Raw genomic sequence first — 26,540 nt, forward strand, 5'->3', positions numbered from 1 at the left:
TCCATGTTGCAGTTACTTGCTACTTACGGATATACCGGTATGAAGCCTAGCCCGAGGTTCTCCTCCCATCCCATCATCAAATTTAAATTCTGAATCGCCTGCCCAGCGGCACCCTTCACAACATTATCAATGACAGAAATAATCGTAAGACGCCCGGTTCGGGCATCTGCTGCAAAACCGATGTCACAGTAATTCGAACCCATTACTTCCTTCGTTGCTGGCCATATACCTTCGCCACGTACACGGACAAAAGGATGGCCTTTATAATAATCCCGGTATAACCCGATAAGATCTTGATCTGTATGGTCACCCTTCAGCGTGACATAAATCGTACTCATAATTCCTCGGGTCATAGGAACAAGTTGTGTTGTAAACGTAATCGTAACGTCCTCGCCCACAATATCACCCAGTACCTGTTCGATCTCAGGGATGTGCTGGTGCTTATTCACCTTATAAGCCTTAAAATTCTCGTTCATTTCCGCATAGTGCGAAACGAGGCTTGTTCCCCTACCCGAGCCGGATACACCGGATTTGGCATCCACAATCAGCGACCGATGGTCGATCCAATCCGCTTTCAGCGCAGGAATAATCCCCAGTAATGTTGCAGTCGGATAACAGCCTGGATTTGAAATAAAAGAAACGCCCGCCAGCTTTTCTGCATACACCTCACTGAGTCCGTATACCGCTTGCTTGAGATATTCGGGTGAAGCTGCAGGCTTTTTATACCATGCTTCATACGTTTCCCCGCTTCGAAGCCTGAAGTCCCCGGAAAGATCAATGACCTTCAGTCCGACATCAAGAAGCTGCGGCACTAACTTGGTACTAACGCCCGATGGCGTAGCAGTGAAAACCAGATCGGCCTTAGCAGCAATTTCGTGGACTTCGACACCGTCCAAATCCTGCACCACAATGTCCGTCAGATGTGGAAATCCGTCACTGATTGGGACACCCGCGCTGGACGAAGAAATAACAGATACAATCTCTACTTGCGGATGATGAACCAAAAAACGAATCAGCTCCACCCCGCCATACCCGGTGGAACCGACAATTGCCACTTTTAACTTGCTGCTCACAGACCTTCCTCCATTCCGTTCGTATGAAATATGTATTATTATACGACTCTATTTATATAAATACAACACCTCATGTCATGTTATTCCCCCTAATTTAAAATATGCGCTCTTGTCTATTCTTTTGACGGACAAGCTGTACGAGCTATAATAAAGGGAATAAAAAATAGACAGCGAACTTTTTGAATAAAGCTTGCCATTTTGCATAAAGAATAAGGGGGATATTCCCTTTACATGATCTCACTTATTGGAGTTCATCTCGATTGGTCATTTGCTGCACTTTATGGACTTGTTGAACATGAAGGGAGTACATGTAGCACTACATACAAGAGGAAATCACATGGGCTGCATCTAGTGAATCTGCTCAGAGGAACCGCTGAAGCGGATAATTGGGGTCGAAAATAAACCTATACGTTAGGGGTGTTACACATCGAAACATATACAGCGAATATCGTTATAGATGCAAAAGCAAAGTTAGGCGAGGGTCCCAGCTGGGATCAGCGGTTTCAACGTTTATTTTGGGTCGATATTAAAGGCTTTCAATTGCATATCTACGATCCTTCTACATGCACAGATCGTACAATAAATGTTGGTGAACATATTGGTGCAGTTGTACCTTATCTCAAAAATAAAGTGATCGTAGCGCTGATTAGCGGTCTATATTGTTTAGATATTGAGACAGGGGCCAAAGTATTAATTCATGATCCTGAGGAAGGTAGACTAGGTAATCGTTTTAATGATGGAAAATGCGATCCTGCCGGACGTTTTTTAGCAGGAACCATGAGTCTAAATGGCGAACATGCGCAAGGAGCATTGTATAGTCTGAACACAAAAGGCAAGGTCTCCTTACTGGTTGGTAAAGCTTCCATATCTAATGGATTAGCCTGGAGCGCAGATCATCGTACAATGTATTACATTGATACTCCAACATTGGAGGTGGTCTCCTTCGATTACGATGTGGTGCAAGGCACTATTAGGAATAAGCAACTGGTGGCTAGATTGGATGAAAGTGAAGGGTATCCAGATGGCATGACAATCGATGCAGAGGGCATGTTGTGGGTCGCGAGATGGGGTGGTAAACGTGTCTCCCGTATCCATCCTGCTCATGGAGAAGTAATTGCTGAGGTATCACTTCCCGTCAATTGTGTGACTTCGTGCGCTTTTGGCGGTGAACAGCTGGATGAGTTATATATTACGACTGCTCAAGATGATGATAGTGCCGATCAACCCTTAGCAGGCGGCCTATTTATGGTCAAGACAGGGGTAAAAGGAACGCCTACCTCGTATTTTAATCAAGGACAAACGGCAAATTGGCTTGAACGATTGGTAAAATGAATCTAGTAAAGCATGCTGAAGAGAGAAGAGCCTACTATATTAGTGGGCTCTCCTGCATGGATTCAGTTAAGAGCATACCTCCAGAAGGCCCTCTTTGTTTCAGCTTTCCTTCTTAAACCCTTCACCCAATACCTCACGAGTATTACTTATTATCACAAAAGCTTCCGGGTCTACCAAGCGGACGAGCGTTTTAAGGCGAGTTACCTCGTTTTGTCCGACTACAACCATAAGCACAGGACGTTCTTCGTTCGTGTAACCGCCCCGTCCTGCCAGCTCTGTCAATCCTCGGTCCAAATCCTGCAAAATAGCCTGCGTGATCGTTTCTTTCTGATTGGATATGATGTAAGCCACTTTGGAGTAGCCCAATCCCATTTCCACGGCATCAATGACCTTACCCGTTACAAACAAGCCGATCAACGCGTACAACGCCCGTTCCGGCGAGAGGGCGAAACCAGCCAGTGTAATCACCGTGCCATCCATCAACATAACACAGAGAGAAAGACTAAAACCCGTATATTTTTGAATAATCTGCGCCAAAATAGCCAGTCCACCCGTCGAGCCCCTGCCCCGAAACACGGTACCCAAACCCAACCCTACTCCGATTCCACCATATAGCGAAGCCAGCAACGGATTGGTTGTCGGAACTGCCCAGTCCTTCGTAACATAAACGAATAGCGGCAGCATAATACTTCCCAGCAAAGAACGCAAACCGTATTTTTTCCCTAACAGCAGGACCCCTGCTATAAATAACGGAATATTCATTCCCCACTGCGTATAGGCTGGTTCCAGGCCAAACAGCTCCTCGCCCAAGATAGACAAGCCCGATACCCCCCCCGGATGCAATCCGGTTTGGGAGCAAGAACATGTTAAAGGTCAGCGCTGTAATGAAAGAGCCGAGTATAATCAGCAAAATATCGGTCACGTTGCGTGCGGGTCCGCTGGCGGCAATCAGAGGCTTGCGTCGTCTTCGGCGAGCAGCGGGAGGATTCAATTGAGGCATCATTCGTGTTCTCCTTTAATTAAAAAATACCGTTACACAAAAATTCCTACAGTCTGCAGGCACATGGTCTGCGGACTGTAGGAAAACGTACAGGCTATTATTCTGCGTCCAGCTTAATTTGGCTGCGCAGGTAACCATCGATGAAGGGATCGAGATCGCCATCCATGACAGCCCCTACGTTGCCAGTTTCCACGCTAGTACGGTGATCCTTAACCATGCTGTATGGATGGAACACGTAGGAGCGAATTTGGCTGCCCCATGCAATATCGGACTGTTCTCCGCGGATTTCATCCAAATGCTGACGCTGCTCTTCGATCTTACGCTCGTAGAGCTTGGAACGGAGCATCGTCATGGCACGCTCTCGGTTCTTGATCTGGGAGCGTTCATTTTGACAGGTCACGACAATACCGGAAGGTAAATGCGTAATCCGAACGGCTGAATCGGTCGTATTAATATGCTGACCGCCCGCACCACTGGCCCGGTACGTATCAATTTTAAGATCTTCCGTGCGGATCTCAACGTCCACATCATCCGCAATTTCAGGCACCACATCACAGGATACGAACGATGTATGCCGACGGCCGGAGGAATCAAATGGAGAGATACGAACAAGCCGATGCACGCCTTTCTCCGCTTTCAAATAGCCATAGGCATTATAACCTTTGATCAAAAGTGTTACACTCTTAATTCCTGCTTCATCACCCGCTAGATAATCCAGGGTCTCTACCTTAAAGCCCCGTTTTTCAGCCCAGCGAGTATACATCCGTAGCAACATTTGTCCCCAGTCTTGGGACTCCGTTCCGCCTGCTCCCGGATGCAACTCCAGGATGGCATTAAGTTTGTCATACGGCTGATTCAAAAGCAATTGCAACTCAAACTCCTGAAGCTTGCTCAGCAGAGAACTGACACTATTCTCGATTTCTCCAGCCAGTGTTTCATCGCCTTCCTCATCAGCCAGCTCAGCCATCATGCCGGCATCTTCGTATTCCTGACGAAGCTGTTCATAGCTGTCTACTGAAGACTTAACAGCGTTCATTTCTGCAATTACACCTTGGGCTTTATCATTATCATCCCAAAAGTCAGGTGCAGCCATCTTTACTTCAAAGTTTGCGATCATTTCCTGTTTGAGATCTAAGTCAAAGAGACCCCCTAAGGTTTGTTAGTTTCTTGCCTATTTCTCGCAAATCATGCTTTACACTTGGATCAATCATGCTGTCATTCTCCTTTTAATATATGGTTAGGGGAAGTAAAAGCGTTGTGAGTTACGGCTGGGTGAAGAGACGCTGCGCGAATGATTTGATCTTACGATCGCTGTTGCAGCGAGATGCCCTTGATTGGATTAACACATTCAAAGGTGGGCATCTCACTGCAAAGGCGAACGCTGACGCTTCTCCAGATTCAAATCCTTCACTTCGCTACCGACCGCCGTAAAGTCAAACGACTTATAGATAATCGGCTCAGGTATGTGAGCCGAGTCAAGAGCTGAATTAACTGACAAGCAAGCTAAGACCCGCTTGCTTGTCATAATTATAGAAATAGGGACAATCTTCTCAAGAAAAAAATATTCAAACTGATCCTCCAACAAAAACACTATAAGCTGAAAACATCAGTGCATCCCCTGTATGGCACAAAATGGCCGACGGTCAGTGGTTGAACTGCCGCCTGCCATTATATGCACTGCAGGGAATAGTGTATCTCAAGACTCTCCCTTAATTTCAATCCGTTATTTTCTACGCGGACGCGAAGGAGCGGATTTCTTTTTAGGAGCAGCTGGTTCACCACTCGTCGAGATTTTGTCTTCGTCGATGACAGCCTGACGCTCTTGATTGGATTCAATTTGTGCTTTCATGATGTATGTCGCTACTTCCTCTTGGATGCTAGCAATCATAGCATGGAACATTTCGAAGCCTTCAAATTGATACTCGCGCAGAGGATCGGTACCGCCGTAAGCACGCAAGTGAATACCTTGACGCAATTGATCCATAGCATCAATATGGTCCATCCATTTGCTATCGACCGCACGCAGTACGATAACTTTCTCGAACTCGCGTACCATATCTTCGCCAATCATTTCTTCACGGCTGTGGTATCTGTTGGTAACTTTTTCGAAGATCATATCCACGATCTCCTCTTTTTCCTTGCCCCACAGGTCGTCACGTGTAAGTGTATTTTCCTCAAGCAGGTTGTTATTCACATACTCTGCTACTTCTTCAAGTTCCCAGTTTTCAGGAATGTCATCCCCGCAATGAGCTTCCACTACACGCTCAATGACAGGCTTGATCATGTCAAACACAATTTCCTTGATGTTCTCTGATTCCAGCACCTCACGGCGTTGTTTGTAAATAATAGCACGCTGCTGGTTCATTACATCATCATACTGGAGAACGACTTTACGCTGATCAAAGTTGTTGCCTTCGACGCGTTTTTGAGCTGATTCGATAGCACGTGTAATCATACGGCTCTCGATAGGTTGGTCTTCCTCGAAGCCCAAACGCTCCATCATATTCAGTACGTTGTCCGCACCAAAACGCTTCATTAACTCATCGCCCAGCGATAAGTAAAACTGTGTGGAGCCCGGATCACCCTGACGTCCTGCACGTCCGCGAAGCTGATTATCAATACGACGGGATTCATGACGTTCTGTACCGATGATGTGCAAACCACCAAGTTCTGATACGCCTTCACCCAGTACGATGTCAGTACCACGTCCGGCCATGTTGGTAGCGATGGTAACTGCGCCTGCTTCACCTGCACGGGAAATAATCTCAGCTTCCTCAGCATGATACTTGGCGTTAAGCACTTTGTGACGAACGCCTTTGCGTTTCAGCATTTCAGAAAGAAGCTCCGAGTTTTCAATAGAAACCGTACCTACTAATATCGGCTGGTTCTTTTTGTTACGCTCCAGGATTTCATCTACCACAGCATGGAATTTGCCTTTCACGCTCTTGTACACTATGTCAGGCATATCTACACGCTGGTTAGGCTTATTCGTCGGAATTTGGAGCACTTCCAGACCATATATTTTTTTGAATTCTTCTTCTTCTGTTTTAGCTGTACCCGTCATACCCGCCAATTTGCGGTACATACGGAAATAGTTTTGGAATGTAATTGTCGCCAATGTCATGCTTTCATTTTGTACAATGATGTTTTCCTTTGCTTCAATAGCTTGGTGCAAACCATCACTGTAACGACGTCCAGCCATCAAACGACCTGTAAACTCATCGACAATTAGGACTTCACCGTCAGCCACGACATAGTCCACATCCAAACGCATAATAGCATTAGCTTTCAATGCCTGTACAATGTGGTGATTGATTGTAACACTTTCCTGATCGTACAAGTTTTCAAGACCAAAGAAATTTTCAGCTTTGGATACGCCGTTTTCGGTCAAAGCAACCGACTTCACCTTAATATCCAGCGTGTAATCTTCTTCAACATTCAGGCTCTTCACAAAACGGTCAGCCGCAAAATACAGCTCGGTCGATTTCTGAGCTTGTCCTGAAATAATCAATGGTGTACGAGCTTCATCGACGAGAATGGAATCCACTTCATCAATGATACAGAAGTACAACGGACGTTGTACCATCTGCTCTTTGTAAAGCACCATATTATCACGCAGATAATCGAATCCGAACTCGTTGTTTGTACCGTATGTGATGTCACAAGCATATGCTGCCTGCTTGGCGGCATGATCCATGTTGGCCAAATTAAGCCCTACGGACATTCCTAGGAAGTTATAAATTTGTCCCATTTCTCCGCTGTCACGTTGCGCCAAATAGTCATTGACCGTAACCACGTGCACGCCTTTGCCCAACAGAGCATTCAAATAAACCGGCAGTGTTCCTACCAGTGTTTTACCTTCACCGGTTTTCATTTCGGCAATTTTACCTTCATGCAGCGCAATACCGCCGAGCATCTGTACGTCATAATGACGTTTACCCAGCACCCGTTTGGACGCTTCGCGAACAGTAGCAAAAGCTTCTGGCAAAATTTCTTCAGCCGTAGTCCCTTGTTCGACCCGAGCTTTAAATTCCACCGTCTTCGCTTGCAACTCCTCATCCGAGAGCTTTTCGAAATCCGGCTCTATCTTATTGATCAGTTCAACCGTCTTCATTAAACGCTTGACATCACGTTCATTGGTATCTCCGAAGATTTTCTTAACAATTCCTAGCATGGTTTACCCCTTTCGCGCAAAACAATTAATAGAATCAATTTCACAATAAGAAAGGGTCCATGATGAAATTGATTCCCGATATGTTTGACAGGCCCGGCTGTACCAGCCCATCGTGCGATGTTCTTTGCATAAATTGTAACAGTTTGTAGGACATGCCGCAACACAAGCAGCCTCCAGATTTGCATCCGGTTAAAGATACCAAAACAATTGACGCACGAAATACACAACTTGATTACACTTATCCAAGTTTAAATTTCCTTACTTTCACAAAAAAACATATAAAAGAGCCTTATCCCGCCAGGTTCGCAAGGATAAGGCTCGTGTTGTTTTCATTTTCCTAATATCCATGAAGCATGCTTCAATCGAAATCGTTCTATTCATTTTAAAATGTGAAAAGTTCCTACTTCACAGGCTATTGCCGTTCGATCAGACCGTATTTACCATCATTGCGCTTGTAAACTACGTTAACTTCTTCGTTGTCAATATTGGAAAACACAAAGAAATTATGTCCAACCATGTTCATTTGAAGAATAGCTTCTTCCACATCCATAGGTTTCAATAAGAAACGCTTGGTGCGGACAACTTCCAGCTCATCCAGTTCTGCATCTTCAGCAACAGCCACGCCACCTGCCGGATCTTCCACAAAAAGGGTTTTCAAACTGCCTTCTTGACGGAATTTTCGGTTTAGCTTGGTTTTGTGCTTGCGAATTTGCCGTTCAAGCTTGTCAACCACGGCATCAATGGATGCATACATGTCATCGCTCTCGTCTTCGGCACGGAGTACAAGCCCCGGCAAAGGAATGGTTACTTCTACAGTGTGCAAATCTCTGGTTGTGCTTAACGTTACACTTCCATCAGACGTCGGGGGTGCATCGAAATACTTTTCAAGTCTGCTGAATTTCTTATCAACGTAGTCCTTCAAAGCGTCGGTAACCTCAATCTGTTGACCTCGTACTGTTAAGTTCATAGGGCACGCCTCCTTTGCCCCTTCAGTATAGCACATATGTTAACGCCAAGTAAAAAAAGAGAGCAACATTTCGAAGCTATTTTACAAAATTCCTCTTTTTTCGCTAAAACGCTTCCCATAACGTCATTCTTTGAAAACAGGTATGTTTAAAACCGACTTGCATACATATGTGAATAATGAGTGCATATACGCATATTGCTCCGCTGACGTCATGACAAACAACTATTTTGGGCTTCATACTAAGTGATTTTATCGAAAAAGGGGGTGTCCTTTTCCCGCTGGATCAGTACATGGGCTTGTGCGGTATGTAACGCCTGGTTACAATGCAGGCAATTTATACGAAAGGATTATTACACCCAGCCTAGCTGGCTCTTCCTATACGGAGATCCCAAGATAACGGGTTTGGAAGAGATGGAAAGTAGGAAGCTAATCCATGGCTTTTATTCAGCGCTACGTAACGAACCAGACGGGGGCTGTCACCTTTATAGGGAATACACTTGGGCTGGCACGCTCTAATTCGATAGGAGTGCCGGGAACAGCGACCAGCATTGGCGCGTTCATCACAACCAATACAGCCTCTCGCTTCGGCACGTATCCATTCGGCACGACTTCTACCTTTACCAGTAACTCATCGACAGCATTCCTTGTGCTCCCTGCGGGCAGTACGGTGCTGTATGCTGAGCTTATTTGGGGAGGAAGTTATGCCAACGGCAGTACCAATGTATTGTCCAGCGCCAGCAACCCGGTCACATTTCAGACACCTGCTTTATCTACTACGGTCAGCCCTGAATCTGCAACATCAGTCAACGTCACCAGTCTCAGTACCTATGTAAGAACAGCGAATGTCACAAATCTGGTCATTCAAGGCGGTGCAGGGGCATACACGGTCGGAAATGTGACGGGCACCATCACGGTTCCCGATTCCACCAACACCAACCATGCCGGCTGGACGCTGGCTGTGGTGTACAATAACCCGTCTCTGCCCTTCCGTAACCTGTCGCTGCGTGTAGGCGGTGAGGGGGTCAGCAGTGCTACTGGCTCGGTCAACGTTATAGTGAGTGGCTTTGCCACTCCTGTACAGGGAACTCTGCGTGGCAGGGCGCTGATTAGCGCGCAAGAGGGTGACGTGGACATCACTGGTGACCGTGCGTTGTTTGGACCTACCACATCCAGTTTGACTGCACTGTCCGGGCCTAATAATTTTTCGACTAATTTTTTCGCTTCCCAAATAAACGGAGACGACGGTACATTGGTCACGACCGGGACCTTCGGTACAACTAATGCCGTAAATGGAGCACCTGGCACACAGGTGACGGGCGGAAGGCAAGGTTGGGACATTACCAATGTCGATATTTCCTCCACGCTGCTCAACAGCCAAACCACAGGTGTCCTCCAGCTGACAACCAATGGCGACATTTACACTGTAAATGCCAATGCCATACAAATTGATATCAATGCTCCGCTGGTGACTCTGACCAAAACGGCCAGCTCTACAGGCTTGGTTATTGGCGATACAGTGACCTATACGGTTAACATTTCGAATACGGGACTCGTCAGTGCTTCCAACACAGTACTTACCGATACCATACCAGCCGGGGCTACCTTCGTACCCGGCAGTGTTGTTGTCGCGGGCACAGCCCAGCCAACGGCCAATCCCGCAACAGGTATCACAGTGGGCAGTGTAGCTCCTGCTTCCACGGTGACCATTACATTCCGTGCAACCGTCACTTCATTGCCAGCAAACACCCAACTGGGCAATCAGGCATCCGCATCCTTTTCCTTCCAAACTGTACCTGGAGGGCCTGTCATTTCTGGCAACGTTCCGTCCAACACTGCCAGTACACCGATCTACCAGCCCGTCATCGGGATTGTTAAAAGTGCCAATACAACGGCTGCTACAGTCGGAGATACGATTACGTACACGTTTCAGATATCCAACACGGGCAGCATTGCTGCAAATCTCAGCTTTTCGGAGAGCATTCCCGCAGGATCATCCTTCATACCGGGTAGTGTGACCATTGGCGGTTCTTCCGTGCCTGCTGCCAATCCCGCTACTAGCTTCACAGTAGGAACGATTAATACAGGTGCTACTATACCCGTGACCTTCCAGACCCTCGTCAACGCGGTTCCCGCCTCTGGTAATTTGACCGATCAGGCGGCTTACACGTATACTTTCACACCGCCTGACGGACGTGTATTGAACGGAAGCGGGACGTCCAACACGCTCACCATTCCCGTCTCCTCACCAAATGTGACCGTGACAAAGGCATCTTCTCTGGCGGCAGCCGCAGTCGGAGAGACTGTCCAATTTACCATAACCGCCACAAACAACGGAATCGCCAATGTGACCAATGTAGTCGTTACCGATCCGCTCCCAAGCGGAGTTGCCTTTGTACCTGGTAGCGTCACCGTGAACGGAACTGCTTCTGCGAGTGCTACACCTGTGAACGGTATTCCGATCGGCACTTTAGCTCCAGGCGCATCGGTTACGGTTGTATTTCGGGCAACCATTAATTCTCTGCCTTCTCCTGCACAGATTAACAATCGTGCAACTGTCAGCTTTACTTCCGGGGCCTTTACCGGATCATCTTTGTCCAATCTTGTAACCATACCTGTCGTTATTGCAGCGCCGACGATTACCAAAAGTGCAAGCTCCAACCGCGCCAGCGTTGGCGGGACGATTACTTATTCATTTCTCATCGCTAATACCGGAACAGCCGTATTAAACACGACCTTGACGGAAACCGTACCGACAGGCTCCACCTTTATTCCCGGAAGCGTCATTGTCGGCGGGTCCTCAGTGCCGGGTGCCAATCCTAATACGGGAATTTCAGTGGGCACCGTAAGCCCTGGTGCACAAATTACAGTCTCATTCCGGACGACAGTGGATTCCCTACCACCCGAGGGTGGGTTAAACGATCAGGGCCTGCTCCAATATTCATATCAGTTGCAAGACGGGAGAACCCTGTCAGGCTCGCTTCTCTCCAATATTGTTTCCGTATCGATTTCGCTTCCCAACGTAGCCGTAACCAAATCTGCGGGATTCACATCCGTTAGTGTTGGCGAAACGCTGACCTACAGCGTGAACACCGTTAATAACGGAATTGACCCCATCACAAACACCGTGATTACCGATCCACTCCCCGGCAGCGTGTCATTTGTACCCGGAAGCGTAACCGTTGGTGGTTCACCTGTGAGCACAGTCGATCCAAGAAGTGGCATTCCAGTCGGTACCATTGGCGCAGGCGCATCCGTGCAGGTGTCCTATGCCGTGCTAGTCAACGCCGTTCCGTCCGTACAGCCGCTGCAAAACACAGCCAGTGTCAGCTTCACCAGCGGTGCTTTTACCGGAACATCCCAGACGAATACCGTCTCTGTGCCGGTTTATCAGCCTCGTATCAGTGTGGTCAAATCTGCAAATACAACAGTAGCTACGATAGGCGACACAATTCTGTATACATTGTTGGTCGCGAACAACGGTAACTATAATGCTTCTGTAACGCTGACAGATGTTATTCCTGCCGGTTCCACATTTATGGAGAACAGCGTAGTAATCAATGGTGTTAGTCAGCCTGGAGCCAGTCCAGCAGCAGGCATTTTCATCGGAACCGTGTCGCCGCAAAGCCCTATCACACTGACATTTCAAACCGTAGTAGCCTCTCTTCCAACACCATCTCAACTGACAGACCAGGCCACCGCCGCCATTTCCTTTACGTTGCCTGATGGGCGGGTGCGAACAGATAGCACATCGTCCAACGTGCTATCCATTCCTGTGTCTGCGCCGAATGTGTCCATTTCGAAGACTGCAAACCGTTTCACCGCCATTCCAGGTGATTCGGTATTATACACCCTGACCGTACTTAACAACGGAATCCAGACCGTGAACAATGTGGTCGTTTCCGATCCTATCCCGGCCGGCTCTCAATTCACTGCGGGTAGCGTAACGCTGAATGGCTCCACAATAGCCAGTGGAGATCCTTCTTTAGGTATCGTAATTGGGAGCATTGCCGCTGGAGGGGGAGCTACGATCACCTTCAGGGTAACGGTATCCTCTCCATTACCAAGTCCACCGCAGCTCACCAATCAATCGCGTGTCAGCTACACGAGCGGTGCTTTTTCCGGCGTGTCAGTATCTAACCCGGTGACAGTAGCCGTCAATGCTCCAGTGCTAACTGTAAGTAAAACTGCTGACCTCCTACGGGCAACGGTTGGCGATATCGTAACGTATTCCGTGGCGGTAACCAACCATGGTAACATAGCTGCTGCTGCCACATTGACAGACAATATTCCCGCAGGCTCAGCACTAGTACCGAACAGTGTGGTCGTCAGCGGTGTTCCTATTCCTGGTACCAGTCCCGAAGCAGGTCTGTCTATTGGCTCCATTGCACCTGGAGCCGTAACTCAAACAACTTTTCAGGTGGTGATTACTTCCGTGCCTTTACCTCCCCAACTCACCGACCAGGCGAATATCAGCTTTTCCTTTCAACCGCCGGATGGCCGAATTGTTAACGGCAATGTTTCGTCCAATATTGTCACAATTCCTGTATCGTCACCCAATGTGCAGGTCAGTAAAAGCACCTCGGCAACTGATGCCGTTCCTGGTGATACGATAACCTATACTATTACAGCTACCAATAGTGGCATCGAAATCATAACAGATGTTCGTGTGACCGATACCATTCCGACAGGCTCCTCTTTTGTTCCTGGCTCCGTTATCGTAAATGGAACAACGCTGCCGTCAGCCAGCCCCTTAACGGGGATTCCAATTGGCTCCATCGCTGCTGGAGCGTCAACAACCGTTACCTTTTCCGTGTCTGTCAACAGCCTGCCTGACCCACCTCAGCTGAGTGATCAGGCTACAGTTTCTTTTACCAGTGGTACACTGAACTTCACATCACTCTCCAACACCGTTGTCGTCCCTGTTTACCAGCCTATTATCAGTCTTGTTAAAACCGCAAATACGAGTCAAGCAACGGTAGGCGACACCGTAGTCTATACACTCACTGCCCAAAATACAGGTAATCTAGCAGCAACCGCCACCTTCACCGATGCCATTCCATCTGGTTCCTCCTTTATACCGAATAGCGTCACCGTGAACGGTCTGCCTGTTGCTGGAGCCAATCCCCAATCAGGGGTAATAGTCGGAAACATTGCAGCGGGGGCTTCTGTTTCTCTTACCTTTCAAGTGGTCATTAACGCTGTCCCCACTGGCCTGGGCCTGTTAAATCAAGGTTCGGCCACATTCACTTTCCAGCCACCTGACGGTCGCACATTAAACGGAAGCGTCCAATCCAATCCGGTGTTCATTCCTGTATCCAATCCAGATGTCACCGTGACCAAAACAGTCAATCAGACTTCTGTAGCCTTTGGAGACACCATTACGTACACCATTACCGCAGCAAACGGAGGCATTGAACCTGTAACAGGGACGGTCTTTATCGACCCGATAGCTGATGGCACTACTTTTATACCTAACTCCGTACAAGTCAACGGTATCACTATACCAGGAGCCAACATTGCTACAGGTGTGTCCGTAGGCACTGTTCCAGCTGGCAGCTCAGCAACGGTTACCTTCCAGGCCACAGTAACATCCTTGCCAGCATCAGGTTTGTCAACAGATCAGGCAACGGTATCCTTTAATTCCGGGGCTTTTGTAGGTCAATCCGTCTCGAATCAAGTCAGCCTGCCTGTATTACAGCCGATCTTGAATGTGACCAATACCCTCAGTGCGGATCGTGCTACCGTAGGGAACACACTAGGTTTTTTCATCACTGTAACCAATACCGGCAACGCGCCTGCAGAAACGGTCGTGCTTGATCTGTTATCCAGCTCGCTTAGCCTGAATCAAAATAGCGTATTGGTCAACGGTGCGCCCATTCCCGGAGCAGACCCTATTACAGGCATTAATATCGGTTCAATCGCCCCAGGCGAGACGGTAACCGTCTCGTTTAGCGCCGTGGTCATATCAGTACCACCTGGCTCTATACTGACCAACCAGGCCACTGTGAACTACACGTTCCAATTGCCAGATGGACGAACGTTGACTGGAAGCGGAGCGGCCCTACCTGTATCCATTCCAATCTCGTCACCGAATGTAACAGTCACGAAGGCAGCCGAGGTGGCTGTCGCTGTCGTGGGCGATTCTGTTCCCTATGTCATAACTGCGTTCAATAACGGACTCGATCCGGTTACTAGCGTAATCGTTACGGACACCATTCCTTTCGGAACCGCCTTTGTCCCGGGCAGCGTTACAATTAATGGTACTCCTGTTGTTACAGCCAACCCACAAAATGGCATTCCTGTCGGAACGCTTGGAGCTGGTGGCGGAGCCACGATTCGCTTTTTGCTTAACGTACAATCCCTGCCGACACTGGCGTCCATCACTAATGAAGCAACCGTCAGCTTTACTTCAGGTGCATTTAATGGATTTTCGGTATCCAATCCCGTTACCATCCCTGTGTATCAACCGATCGTCACTGTAACTAAAAGCGCGGGAGCGGGAAGAGCTACAGTTGGAGATACTGTAACCTATACATTCTCCGTTACGAACTCTGGAAACATCGGTGCAGATACCGTACTTAGTGATCCCATTCCAGCAGGGGCAGCTTTTATACCTAATAGTGTAGTGATCAATGGCACCGCAGCACCTGGTTCAGATCCAAGTGTTGGGATCCCATTAGGTATCATAGGTGCAGCTACGACCGTCACTCTGACCTTTCAGACAGTCATTACCTCACTGCCCGCATCAGGTACATTGGTCAATCAGGCGACCGCAGCTTACAGCTATCAACCACCAGATGGTCGTGTCCTGACTGGAAGTGCAGTATCTCCGTCCGTGACCGTCTCGGTCTCTTCGCCAGATGTGGACGTTATCAAAACAGCCTCCGCTACAGATGCTGTAGTCGGAGATACCATTACGTATACTGTCGTCGCTACGAATAACGGAATCAGTCAAGTCGTCAATGCCGTTGTATCTGATCAGCTGCCGCCCGGCACCAGCTTTGTTTCTGGCAGTGTAACCGTGAATGGCACATCTGTACCTACTGCATCACCAAGCTCAGGTATCCCTGTTGGCACCATTGCAGTAGGTGGCTCGGCAGCCGTTACATTCCAGGTCTCCGTCGTTAGTCTGCCGCAGCCGCCGCAAATAACTAATCAAGCAACCGTCAGCTTTACTTCGGGCGCGTTGACCTCGTCTTCGCAATCCGATCCGGTGACCTTGCCTGTTTATCAGCCAATCATCGGCCTGACCAAAACCGTCAATACCGTCAATACACAGATCGGATCAACATTGGTCTATACCCTGACACTCACCAATACCGGAAATATTGCCGTTATACCTGTGCTGTCGGATAACATTCCTACTGGCTCTGAGCTACTGCCTAACAGCGTAGTCGTTAATGGCATCCTTGTACCAGGAGCTTCGCCAGTTACAGGCATAACGTTCGGATCACTGGCCCCTTCAGGCAGTATTACAGTGAGCTTCCAAACCATCGTCTCGTCTCTGCCAGTTCCGCCTATATTAACCGACCAAGGGCAAGCGAATTTTACGTACTCACCACCAGATGGTAGGGTGCTGAGTGGTTCCGTCACATCCAATACAGTCAATGTTGCTGTGTCTGCACCTAATATTCAGGTGACGAAAACATCCAGTCTGGCAGCCGCTGTAATCGGAGATACGATCAGATATACACTGAGCATCACGAATAGCGGTGTGGATTCAGTCACAGATACTGTCGTGACCGATACAATTCCTGCAGGTACCTCCTTCGTTCCGGGCAGTGTCCTCATTGACGGAGTAGCCTTCCCTAATGCCTCTCCGATTGCTGGAATTGCCATTGGAAACGTCGCACCTGGAAATACATTCGTCGTCAGTTTCCAAACGACTGTCCAGTCTTTGCCGCAACCACCCCTGCTCACAGATATTGCAGCCGTCACGTTTACTAGCGGAACGTTCACTGGCACTGCCTTTTCCGATCCACTCATCGTACCTGTGTTCCAACCGCTAATTGCAATTACTAAAGCATCCAGCACTCTTAACGCCTCCGTCGGCGATACACTGACGTACACGATTACGGCCGTAAATAGCGGCAATATTGCAGCAGCGCTTACCATCAGCGATAACATCCCGATCGGATCGACTTTCCTTGCCAACAGTGTCAGCATTGCTGGCAGTCCGCAACCTGGATTGTCCATCGAAACGGGCGTTCCCGTTGGATCCGTGTTGCCAGGCGGAACGGTATCCGTAACGTTCCAAACCGTTATCAATACTCTGCCTAATCCACAGGTACTGGTCGATCAGGCATCAGGCTCATTCACTTTCCAACCACCAGATGGCAGAACAGTATCCGGATCTGCGGTATCCAACACAGTTAGTATCTCTGTATCTTCGCCAGATGTGAGCATTGTCAAAGGAACAGCAGCTACAGACGCCATTGTCGGCGATATCATCACCTATACCTTGGCCGTTTCCAACAATGGAATCAGTACCGCCAATAATATAGTGGTTTCAGATATCATTGCAGCAGGAAGCTCCTTTGTGAATGGCAGTGTTACTGTAAATGGAACCTCCTTCCCTGATGGAAATCCTGGATTTGGTATTGCCATCGGTACGCTCGCTCCAGGAGCTGTTACTACCGTTACGTTCCAGGCTCGAGTTGATTTCTTGCCCACATCGGCACAATTAACCAATCAGGCATCCGTTAGCTTTACCAGCGGGGCATTTACTGGCAGTTCAACATCTAATGTGGTAACTATTCCAGTCTTCCAGCCGATTCTGACAGCAGTCAAAACAAGCAATACTAATAATGCCACCGTCGGAGACATCATCACTTATACGATTGTCGTATCCAACACGGGTAACATTGCAGCCTCAACTACAGTAAGCGACAATATTCCAGACGGCTCTGTATTCCTTCCCAACACCGTCTCGATTAATGGCATTGCAGCTCCCGGTGCAAGCCCGGTTTCCGGCATCCCGACTCCAGCCATACCACCAGGACAATCGGCAACTGTCACTTTCCAAGTGCTGGTATCTTCCATCCCTGCAACCGTACTGCTGGTTGATCAGGCCGAGGTAGACTATCGCTTTAATGCACCAAATGGGCGAGAGGCAGGCGGTTTCCGTTTATCCAACATTGTTGAGGTTGCCGTGTCACCGCTAGACATCACATTAAGTAAAAGCGTAAGCTCACCTTTCGCCACTACTGGCGAAACCTTAACGTATGAACTCGTGATCTTCAACGAGGATACAAATACCGTGCAAGATGCCCGTTTGCTGGATACTTTGCCAGAAGACATCGAGTTTATTACAGGTTCAGTTCAGATTAATGGATCTACGGTAACAGAAAGCGATCCCGGCACCGGTATACCTTTGCCACCGTTAGAAGCGAATTCCAAGACTGTCATATCCTTTGATGTCCGTATCACAGCGACAGAACAGCCAGGACCACGTACGAATCAGGCACGCTTGTTACTCTCAAATGGTGAAGAAGCGAGTGCCGTTTTGTCCAATGCTGTCACCATTGCCTTACTTCAGCCTGTAGTGAAACTGACGAAAATAGCCAGCACGGAGAGCGTACAGCCAGGTCAAAGCATCACCTATTCCATCATTGCAGAAAATACTGGGAATATCGGTGCATTTGGCTTGTTAACGGACTCACTGCCATCGGAGCTTTCTTTTGTTTCTGGCTCTGTTTCGGTTAATGGAATCCCTCAATATGGCGTCAGTCCAGGGCAAGGCATTGCCCTAGGCACTATCGCACCAGGAGAAAAGACGACTACCGTCTTCTCCGCGCTTGTCGTTCGTGCCTCCGAGTCTGGCACACTGGTGAATCAAGCTTCGCTGGCTTACTCCTACCAGCTGCCGGACGGACGAAGCACGAATCTGGTAACTGCTTCACCTTCTGTCTCGGTTAAAGTAGCCCCTACTGCTAAAGGAGCCTTGTCAGCCGTGCTACGCACAACAGTGTCTACTGTCGCATTAGGCGATGCTGTGCCTTATCAGTTGACTCTTGTTAATGATGGAGGCTCGGTCATTACCGATGTAGTGTTAGCCGATTACGTACCGAATGGAACCATCATAAACCCGAGTAGCTTGAGAATTAGCGGTTCTCCACCTGCTTCTAGCAAGCCGGGTGAACCATTATTTATCGGCAGCTTGCAGGCAGGACAGACAATTGATGTATCCTACAGCGTGAACGTTCAGTCTCTGCCTCTCGGAGGACGTCTAAACAATAGCGTGCGGCTTCAATATGCTGGCAGTGACGGGGCTAGCGAGGTTACCAGCAATACCGTGACTATAGCTGTTTTCGATCCACAGCTTGCCGCAAGTATCTCCACGGAAAATACGGAGGCCATCGCAGGAGAAGGTCTTACCTATACGGTACTGCTCAACAACTTCGGCAACGTAACATCCGAAGTTACACTGCAAAATTTCATTCCTGCCGGGACTCTGTTGATTCCTGACAGCATACAGTTGAACGGTCAATCACTGTCGGGAGCCGATCCAACTATCGGTGTTAGCCTAGGGTATGTGGAACCAGGTCAGTCATTGACATTGACTTATCAAGTGACCGTATCAGAGACGCATCCATCCGGCTACATCGTAAATCAAGCTGCCTTTGCCTACTCGTTTACGCTACCTGGAGGAAGAGTCGTATCAGGGACATTGACTACCAAAGCCGTTACGATCCCAATTGTATCCCCACTGCTCGAATTAGTTAAAAAGGTGAACACCACAGATGCCTCTGTAGGCGACACACTCACCTTCACCATTCAGATTACTAACAAAGGGGGGATCACTGCACAATATCCGTTGTTCACGGACCCGTTGCCGCATGGACTCATTTATGTACCCAACAGCCTAACTATCCAAGAAAAAGCACAGCCAGGTGCTAATCCCGTCGCAGGTATCACGCTCCCGGATATTGCACCAGGGGAGAAGCTCACCCTTACGCTTCAGGCGCAAATTCGTGAAGCACCTGCCGATGGAACATTCAGCAACCAGGCCATCATCGAATATACCTCACGTCGTAGTGGAGGAGAGACCATCCAGGAAACCTCCCAGACCAACACCGTTGGCGTGACCGTTATGGCAGCCATTCCTAAACTCACGCTTAGCTCCAGCGCTCTGCGTGTCGGCCAAGAAGATACCCTGTCCTTCACCGTCCATGTGGAAAACATCGGCAATACTCCACTGGAAGAGCTCTTGCTCACTGCACCATTTGCAGCCGAAGATTTCATTTTGCTGCGAACGGTCACCGTGAATTCTTTGCCGCTTCCGCATCCTAACCTGCTCCAAGGTATTCCGTTAGGTCGGCTTGACCCAGACCACAAAGCCGTCATCATCTTTTCTTTCGACATCGAATCTGCGCTCCGCGCGTATCTGATCGCCCAGGTCATCCTGCGCTATCAATTCCGCTATCCAGACGGAAGTGTAGAGAATCAATCTGCCTCCTCCAATACCATTTTTGTGGAGATGGCTGACTTTGATGGTTCTCTAGAGTAAATGTTCTGTTGCGTTGAGCTCCTTACCACCGGGTAAGGGGCTTTTTTATGTAATTAGAAAACATAAAAAAGCCCTGGAATAAATTCCAGGGCAGTGCTAGCGCGTTATCCATTGCTAACCATCTTACCAATTATGTAGGTCGGCTATGCCGGGGATGATTATAATTTGGTTACGTTAGCGGCTTGTGGTCCACGTGCGCCTTCGACAATGTCGAACTCCACGTCTTGTCCTTCTTCAAGTGTTTTGAAGCCTTCTGTTTGAATTGCGGAAAAATGTACAAATACGTCGCCGCCGTCAGATGTTTCAATGAAACCATAACCTTTTTCTGCGTTAAACCATTTTACTTTACCTTGCATGCACTAACATTCCCTTCGTCATCAAATGAAGTGAAGCTCTCGCCCACATTTCCGACTATACCATCCAAAGTTATCCATTGTCAATTGGAATTGATAATGTTTTCATTCATAGTTATTCCAATTTTACAAAGCAATCTATTTTTATAGATTGAAATGGTATATTAAGCAAAGAGTTTACTATACAAGTATAGTAAACTCTTTTTGAATGTTTGAAACCCCTAGGGAAAAAACATTGAAATTTTGGTACTTGATCCGTCACGGGAACGTCCGATCGCTTGCTTTACCCCTTTTGCGCCAGATCCTGCTGGTGAATACGCACGATTGTGGCATCAATCATCACACTTTCCTCATCCGAATCGAGTGAAACGTGTTCTAGCCCCTCATCCCAAATCCCCGCTTTTCTGCCAGCGTCGAAAGCAAGTGTAAACCGACTTACAGTTGGAAAGTGAATCCGGCAAAGCGCGCCAAGGAGCACCTCAACGAGCCCCCCATAGCATGGCATTGAACATGATTCGATTGTCCTGTCCACCCCGTGACGTCCTCCTTGTGGTTTTCGTTTAGGTGGAAACAAATCTTGAATCGTGTACTCATTCAATATATAAAAAAACCACGTATTACCAATTAAAGAGTTTGGAGACATGCCCTAAACAACAAACATTCTATTCAGAATTAGTTTTATTATATTTCGCTCGCGTCCCTCTATATTGTATGCCTTTCTATAAATTCCGAAATATCATTATTTAGCAGCAGATCCCAATTAGCTTTAATTTTATAAATAGACCAATCCCACCACGCGATTTTTACTAACTGCTCAATTTCCTCTGGTTTGAATCTATATCTAATTACTCGCGCAGGATTGCCTCCTACAATACTATATGGTGGGACATCCTTAGTAACTATACTTCCAGCACCAATAACAGCACCGACACCAATAGAAACACCGGACAGAATTATTACATTATTTCCGATCCACACATCATCTCCAATGATGACATTACCTTTAGTTGCTGGATGCCCTAGACGATACTGGGCTTCCGCAAATATCTCACTAAATGGATAAGTAGTTAACCAATCCACCCTGTGTTCTCCCCCAAGCATAATAGTAACATTATCGGCAATTGAGCAAAACTTACCTATTTTAAGACCTTCACTTATTGTATGACAGTAGATACTCGGATTTCCGTAGGTCCAATCTCCTATTTCAAAATTAGCATATATGGGGTTTTGATTTGTAAATACTATATTGCTTTTAATTTGTTCCAAATTCAATGAGCTACCTCCCCATCCTTATTCAAGTGCCCTTTAAACTTTTAGTTCGTGTAATCTAGTTAAAGATGGTTCATAGTTGTATACCACTGCTGCTTTGTAATGCTCAATAGCTCTCTGAATGTTACCTGTTGATTCATAAAGAACCCCCAGATTATGATGGGCTGCGAAGCTTCCAGTCCCTCTTACATTACCCTCTTCACCCGTATCACCTATTTCTAATGCTTTTTTATATAATTGTTCAATATTAGGTAGAACAGTTTGGTATTTTCGAGGATCGCTAATCATTAATTCCAAAAAAAATAGGGCAGAGACAAAATAGAAATCAGAAGAATGGCCCATAAATTTTTCCTCATGATTAAAGACTGCTAAACCTTCCTTAAGGTTCCCGGAAGATATAATAGAATACATATAGTTGACTATAATACTGGTCGAAATAGTCTCTTTATGATCCATTAACTTATATGCCTTCTTAAGATTATTGAATTCTTTCTCATCGTCTCCCAACCCACGATATTCTTTTGCAATTTGATAATAGTAATAAGAAATATCAGGATGCTCTTCAATTGCTTTTTGTAATAATGGAATATTTCTATCATGCTTCTGAGTTTCCATATATCCATCATGCATAATCTCTACATTTAATTTTACTCTGGGCAAATCGGACTGGATTTGTTCGTGAACATTCCCAACATACCGACAATACGATGGAAATATCCTGGAAATATAACAATGTTCATAATTTAGCCCGTCTTTAGAAGTAAACTTGCTTGTATGTTTAACCCTCCCAATTTGGGGGCCATCCGCTATAAAAGCGTTAATAATATCCTTACATTCATTGATGATGAACTCATCTGCATCCAAAACCATACACCAGTCTGTTGTAGACTGTTCCAATGCAAAATTACGAGCATCCGCAAAGTTATGATTCCATTGATAATCGAATATTTTCGCTTTATAATCAGCTGCAATTAGTTTAGTACGATCCGTAGAGCCAGTATCTACAATTACTATTTCATCAACATTTTCTACTGCGCTATCCAAACAACGTTTGAGCACTGCTTCCTCATTTTTCACAATCATAACCAAAGAGATTGTCGGTTTCATAAAATTATCCTTATGCCAGATTTAGCTTAAACTAATACTTCCATGAGTTTCTGATACCATGTAAAATCAAGATTCTTAAGCTTGAGCATGTACTCTTCAGATAATTCTTCTTCTCCTATATGATGAAGGAAATAAGCAATATTATATATAACCTCTAAATGAGTCTCATTAAGCGCCAGTGCTTCATCAAATAAAGGAAGGACTTTTGCAATTTCCCCCTGCTCAAAGTGAATGACTCCGATCGTATTCAGAACCTCTACTTTATCCTCTACACTCGATAGGAATTTAACATTTCTTAATATTTCATCATTAGTCTGGGAAGATGTTACTTCAAATATCTCCTGCTTATTAATATGACCATTCTTGATATCAGTCATAATATCTAGAAGCTGATTGTTACAAGCAGAAATAATATATTGGTAAACTTCAAATTGATTTAAGATTTCATTTGGGGCAACTTTAGATAGTCTTTCGATCCCTTTGAGTGCAGTACCATCTCTTGGCAAAGTGACTCCTAAGAAATCCAGATTAACAAACCCGCTATCGATAAACATTTCTTGTATAGATGCTAATGTAAAAAATCTCACATGTGTACGATCCAAAATCCCAGCATCAGCATACTTCCATTTCCCATCCAACAATTCATTTATAACACTATAATGCATTATATTTGGTATGCTTGCCAATATTTTTCCTCCAGGCTTCAACAATCGATGCATATTTTCAAGTGTCTTCCAAGGGTCATATAGATGTTCCAGCACATCCCCAAAAATGATGTAATCAAAACTTTTCTGTGGGTATGGCAGATCTCCGTTCTCTACATTGTATGGAATGACGTCAGCAACTAGAGAAGCTATACTAGCTGAATTTTCGTTAAGCTCTATACCATAGAGCACACTATTTTTAAATTTATTCTTGATTCCGAGCAGAGTTCCTCCACAGGCACATCCAACCTCAAGTACAGTTATTTGAGAAGACGCATCGGCATCAATAAGATTAATAAGGATATCTCGCTTATGTTGCGAATAAATAGGATCAAATCCCCATTTTTCCTCGAATTCCTTAGCGTTTTTTTCCAAAAGCTCATTAAAATAAGCTTCATTCTCTTTAAATGAAGTACTACCATAATGATGAATAAATGTATCCTTGCATAGCAATAACTTATACCCATTTTTTCGCATGCGAATGGAATAATCGTCATCTTCATAATTCCCCGGTGAGAACCTTTCATCAAGCAAACCTATTTTCTCAACGACACTTTTTTTGATAAGCATACAAAAACCAACTAATTTCAAGCGTTCTTCCCAAGATAACGGATTGGAGATATTATAATCTTTGGCAAACAAATGCATGTCATCGATATTTTCATATGAAACATCAATTTCCTGAAAATAGGAAGAATTGTTTGTGACACATCCAACTGCCCCAATCTCATCCGAGCTATATAATGCCTTTAGAAGATTGGAGAGCCAATTCTGAGTTACTATTGTATCGTTATTGAGAAGAAGGATTTCAGTACCCGTAGCGACCTCCATTCCTTGATTGCATCCTTCCGGAAACCCACGGTTTTCCTTATTTAAGATCGTTACAAGATCTGTTTGCTGTGCTAACCATTCGGCCGTATCATCCTGAGAAGCATTATCAACTACAATGATTTCATAAGCATTCTCATGGGTGTATTTCCGTATACTTTCAATACATTGTTTTGTGTACTCTAGCTTGTTATATGTTAAAATAATTATGCTGGTTTTCATAGTTTACTCCAATACTATTTTTTAGTTATTGCACATCTCCATAAGGAAGGATATATCAGAGACGTAAGGGTAGTTATCAACTAACTTATTAAAGTAAGACTTTTTTTCCTCTGGTTCTGATATACGAATAATTGGATAATACAGATGTTTTTTTTCTGGTGATAGCTTTAAACTTTCAGCAAAAAATTCCAAAGCATCTTCCCTGTAACCTTGTGCCTCATGATAAAAAGCAAGATTTTCATAACTTCTATCATCTAGTTGTTGACGTGACAATAACAAAGAATAGTAATTCATTGCGTCTTGCATTTGGTTTACGCTAAAGAAATAGTTTCCCACGTCATTAATCAGCTTGGGATGATTCGTATAATTTACTAAATTATCAAATTCCTCATAATAGCCAAGCAAGAATAAGTCTTTAGCTAATAAAAACAACTCAGTCGAATAGTTTTCAACAACATCATCACTTACTATTTCTTTTTTTTCGATGAAGTTGTACAATGCATTTAATAACTCACTAGTACTACTATCAGCAGATGATTTGAAAAACTCCAACCTGTCTTTTTGTTTAAAAATCATACAACCAATTATTAACTGACGTTGTAAAAATGAATCTTTTTTTATATCTGAAGATAAATTCTGAACAGATTCCGCCCACAATTCTTTATTCTTTTTTATCAGAGCATACCTAAGCTGATCTCGATCTGTTAGTGTTACTTCATCACTGAGTAGGTCAAAATAATAGTTCACCATTCGATTATTTCCTAAAGCAAGGTACACTTTAAAAAGAATAAGACAATGTGACATTTCCTGAGTATCATAATTCGCATCTAGAAACCTTTTTATGGAATGTTCATTGTCGTTTAAGCTTAACCATTCAAGCAAGCTAAATAACACATTCACGTTCTTCTTATCCCTAAGAAGCTTTTTTCCAAGCCAATATACAGCCTCTTCATTATGACATAACCGAAAACTTAATTTTATTAATTGATTTACTGGAACATCATACCCGTAAGCAGGGTTTACAAGCCAGGCAGTTGCCGCAAACCGAGCCTTACGATCAGCTTTTTCAATAGCCTTTTTATAACACTCAATTGCTTTTTCATATAGACCAAAGGACTCGTAATGTGCTCCTTTTATGGTATAGTACTCTGGATAAGATCTGAATTTGGATAGTTTTTCCTCCGTCAAAGACCAAGAGTTTTTTAGTTTGTCATTTTCGATGTATAGGGAGATAAGCGCCATTAAGCAATATGGGTACCAAGCACTTGTTTCGTCTGCCTCTATAAAAGACTTTTCGTAGGCCTCCATTGCGTTTACACTATCATTTGCGAACCTGTACTGGTTTCCCAGAGTAAACCAGTCATAAGCACTCATGACCTTTTGGAGTTGCATTTCCTCGAAAATTTTCATGTTTCGGGTATGTTTTTTTTTCTTTACTACAGTCTCCTCCTGATAGCCTGTATGGTATATACAAAGATCTGTCATTTGTGTGTATACTTTTGCATTTTCCTCTCCAATACACAATTGTTCATGTATCGGGCGGTAAAACCGTATCCCCATAAAGTTAGGGAACAATCGAGTTACGGGAGCAGTCGATACTTCATCCATACATTCTGACGAGCCTGAGTAATTTACTACAGTAAGGGTATACCCAACACTAGGCTTTGGAGTTTGTTGGGCTATAAAATTCAACCATTTGGGTTCATCATCAGTAGATAGATATTCATCTGCATCTAATACTAAAACCCATTTACCAGTAGCAAAACGAATGGATTCATTACGCGCGGCTGCAAAATCATCACACCATTCATAATCGAAAATGAGATCTGTATATTCTTGAGCTATCTCTTTTGTCCGATCCGACGAGCCTGTATCCACAATAATGATCTCATCAGCAATATTTCGCACACTGTCAAGACATCGAGGAAGCAAGGCTTCCTCGTCCTTTACAATCATACACACACTAAGCTGCTTCATCTTTTTACCAACCCTATTCTTTCCC

The 26,540-nt window shown here is 45.6% G+C and carries 14 protein-coding genes and 1 pseudogene; 3 read left to right on the forward strand and 12 right to left on the reverse strand.

Annotation, left to right across the window (positions count from 1 at the left end):
- Nucleotides 1-23: 23 nt before the first annotated feature.
- Nucleotides 24-1,073, reverse strand: a complete 1,050-nt coding sequence (argC, locus tag ACWA2B_RS04430; protein ID WP_449291742.1) for an N-acetyl-gamma-glutamyl-phosphate reductase — start codon at nt 1,071-1,073, stop codon at nt 24-26.
- Nucleotides 1,074-1,490: 417 nt separating this feature from the next.
- Here argC and ACWA2B_RS04435 point away from each other — a divergent pair, with 417 nt between their 5' ends.
- Nucleotides 1,491-2,405: an SMP-30/gluconolactonase/LRE family protein gene (locus ACWA2B_RS04435; RefSeq protein ID WP_165146250.1), complete on the forward strand. Its 915-nt coding sequence runs from the start codon at nt 1,491-1,493 to the stop codon at nt 2,403-2,405.
- Nucleotides 2,406-2,504: 99 nt separating this feature from the next.
- Here ACWA2B_RS04435 and ACWA2B_RS04440 read toward each other — a convergent pair.
- Nucleotides 2,505-3,327 (reverse strand): annotated as a pseudogene (locus tag ACWA2B_RS04440) (YitT family protein).
- On the opposite strand from ACWA2B_RS04440, the gene ACWA2B_RS04445 reads away from it, so the two are divergent.
- Complete coding sequence (locus tag ACWA2B_RS04445; RefSeq protein ID WP_449291859.1) at nt 3,269-3,400, forward strand: hypothetical protein; 132 nt, start codon at nt 3,269-3,271, stop codon at nt 3,398-3,400. The pseudogene ACWA2B_RS04440 and the gene ACWA2B_RS04445 sit on opposite strands and share 59 nt — an antisense overlap.
- Before the next feature lie 102 nt (nt 3,401-3,502).
- Here ACWA2B_RS04445 and prfB read toward each other — a convergent pair.
- The 4 genes from prfB to hpf form a co-directional block, all read right to left on the reverse strand.
- Nucleotides 3,503-4,616, reverse strand: a protein-coding gene (gene prfB / locus ACWA2B_RS04450; protein ID WP_141695457.1) for a peptide chain release factor 2 whose coding sequence is annotated in 2 segments (ribosomal slippage) — nt 3,503-4,543 and nt 4,545-4,616 — 1,113 coding nt in all. Because the reading frame shifts where the segments join, the coding sequence is not laid out codon by codon here.
- A gap of 152 nt (nt 4,617-4,768) precedes the next feature.
- A complete protein-coding gene (locus ACWA2B_RS04455; RefSeq protein WP_280921432.1) occupies nt 4,769-4,903 on the reverse strand; it encodes a hypothetical protein in 135 nt (44 codons plus the stop codon).
- Nucleotides 4,904-5,128: 225 nt separating this feature from the next.
- The gene (secA, locus tag ACWA2B_RS04460) at nt 5,129-7,579 is read right to left on the reverse strand and encodes a preprotein translocase subunit SecA (RefSeq protein ID WP_039271459.1); all 2,451 of its coding nucleotides are present in this window, start codon (nt 7,577-7,579) and stop codon (nt 5,129-5,131) included.
- 412 nt (nt 7,580-7,991) lie between these two features.
- Nucleotides 7,992-8,546, reverse strand: coding sequence for a ribosome hibernation-promoting factor, HPF/YfiA family (hpf, locus tag ACWA2B_RS04465; RefSeq protein WP_029514571.1), 555 nt, complete (start codon nt 8,544-8,546; stop codon nt 7,992-7,994).
- 433 nt (nt 8,547-8,979) lie between these two features.
- Between hpf and ACWA2B_RS04470 the strand changes: the two genes are divergently transcribed.
- Entirely contained in the window at nt 8,980-20,055 is an 11,076-nt protein-coding gene (locus ACWA2B_RS04470; RefSeq protein ID WP_449291743.1) for a DUF7507 domain-containing protein, read from the forward strand.
- A 158-nt stretch (nt 20,056-20,213) separates the two neighbouring features.
- On the opposite strand, the gene ACWA2B_RS04475 is transcribed toward ACWA2B_RS04470, so the two are convergent.
- From ACWA2B_RS04475 to ACWA2B_RS04500, 6 genes are all read right to left on the reverse strand, one after another.
- Nucleotides 20,214-20,411, reverse strand: a complete 198-nt coding sequence (locus ACWA2B_RS04475) for a cold shock domain-containing protein (RefSeq protein ID WP_013312263.1) — start codon at nt 20,409-20,411, stop codon at nt 20,214-20,216.
- Between the two features lie 280 nt (nt 20,412-20,691).
- A complete protein-coding gene (locus ACWA2B_RS04480; RefSeq protein WP_449291744.1) occupies nt 20,692-20,940 on the reverse strand; it encodes a hypothetical protein in 249 nt (82 codons plus the stop codon).
- A gap of 170 nt (nt 20,941-21,110) precedes the next feature.
- Nucleotides 21,111-21,653 carry a CatB-related O-acetyltransferase gene (locus ACWA2B_RS04485; RefSeq protein WP_449291854.1) on the reverse strand — a complete coding sequence of 181 codons (543 nt, stop codon included), beginning with the start codon at nt 21,651-21,653 and terminating at the stop codon, nt 21,111-21,113.
- Nucleotides 21,654-21,713: 60 nt separating this feature from the next.
- Nucleotides 21,714-22,784 (reverse strand): tetratricopeptide repeat-containing glycosyltransferase family 2 protein, encoded by a 1,071-nt coding sequence (locus ACWA2B_RS04490; protein ID WP_449291745.1) that lies wholly within the window; start codon nt 22,782-22,784, stop codon nt 21,714-21,716.
- 26 nt (nt 22,785-22,810) lie between these two features.
- Nucleotides 22,811-24,538 carry a glycosyltransferase gene (locus ACWA2B_RS04495; RefSeq protein WP_449291746.1) on the reverse strand — a complete coding sequence of 576 codons (1,728 nt, stop codon included), beginning with the start codon at nt 24,536-24,538 and terminating at the stop codon, nt 22,811-22,813.
- A gap of 21 nt (nt 24,539-24,559) precedes the next feature.
- On the reverse strand, nt 24,560-26,515 hold the full coding sequence (locus ACWA2B_RS04500) for a glycosyltransferase (RefSeq protein WP_449291747.1): 1,956 nt from the start codon (nt 26,513-26,515) through the stop codon (nt 24,560-24,562).
- Nucleotides 26,516-26,540: the final 25 nt, after the last annotated feature.

The organism is Paenibacillus sp. CMM36 (assembly GCF_053570945.1).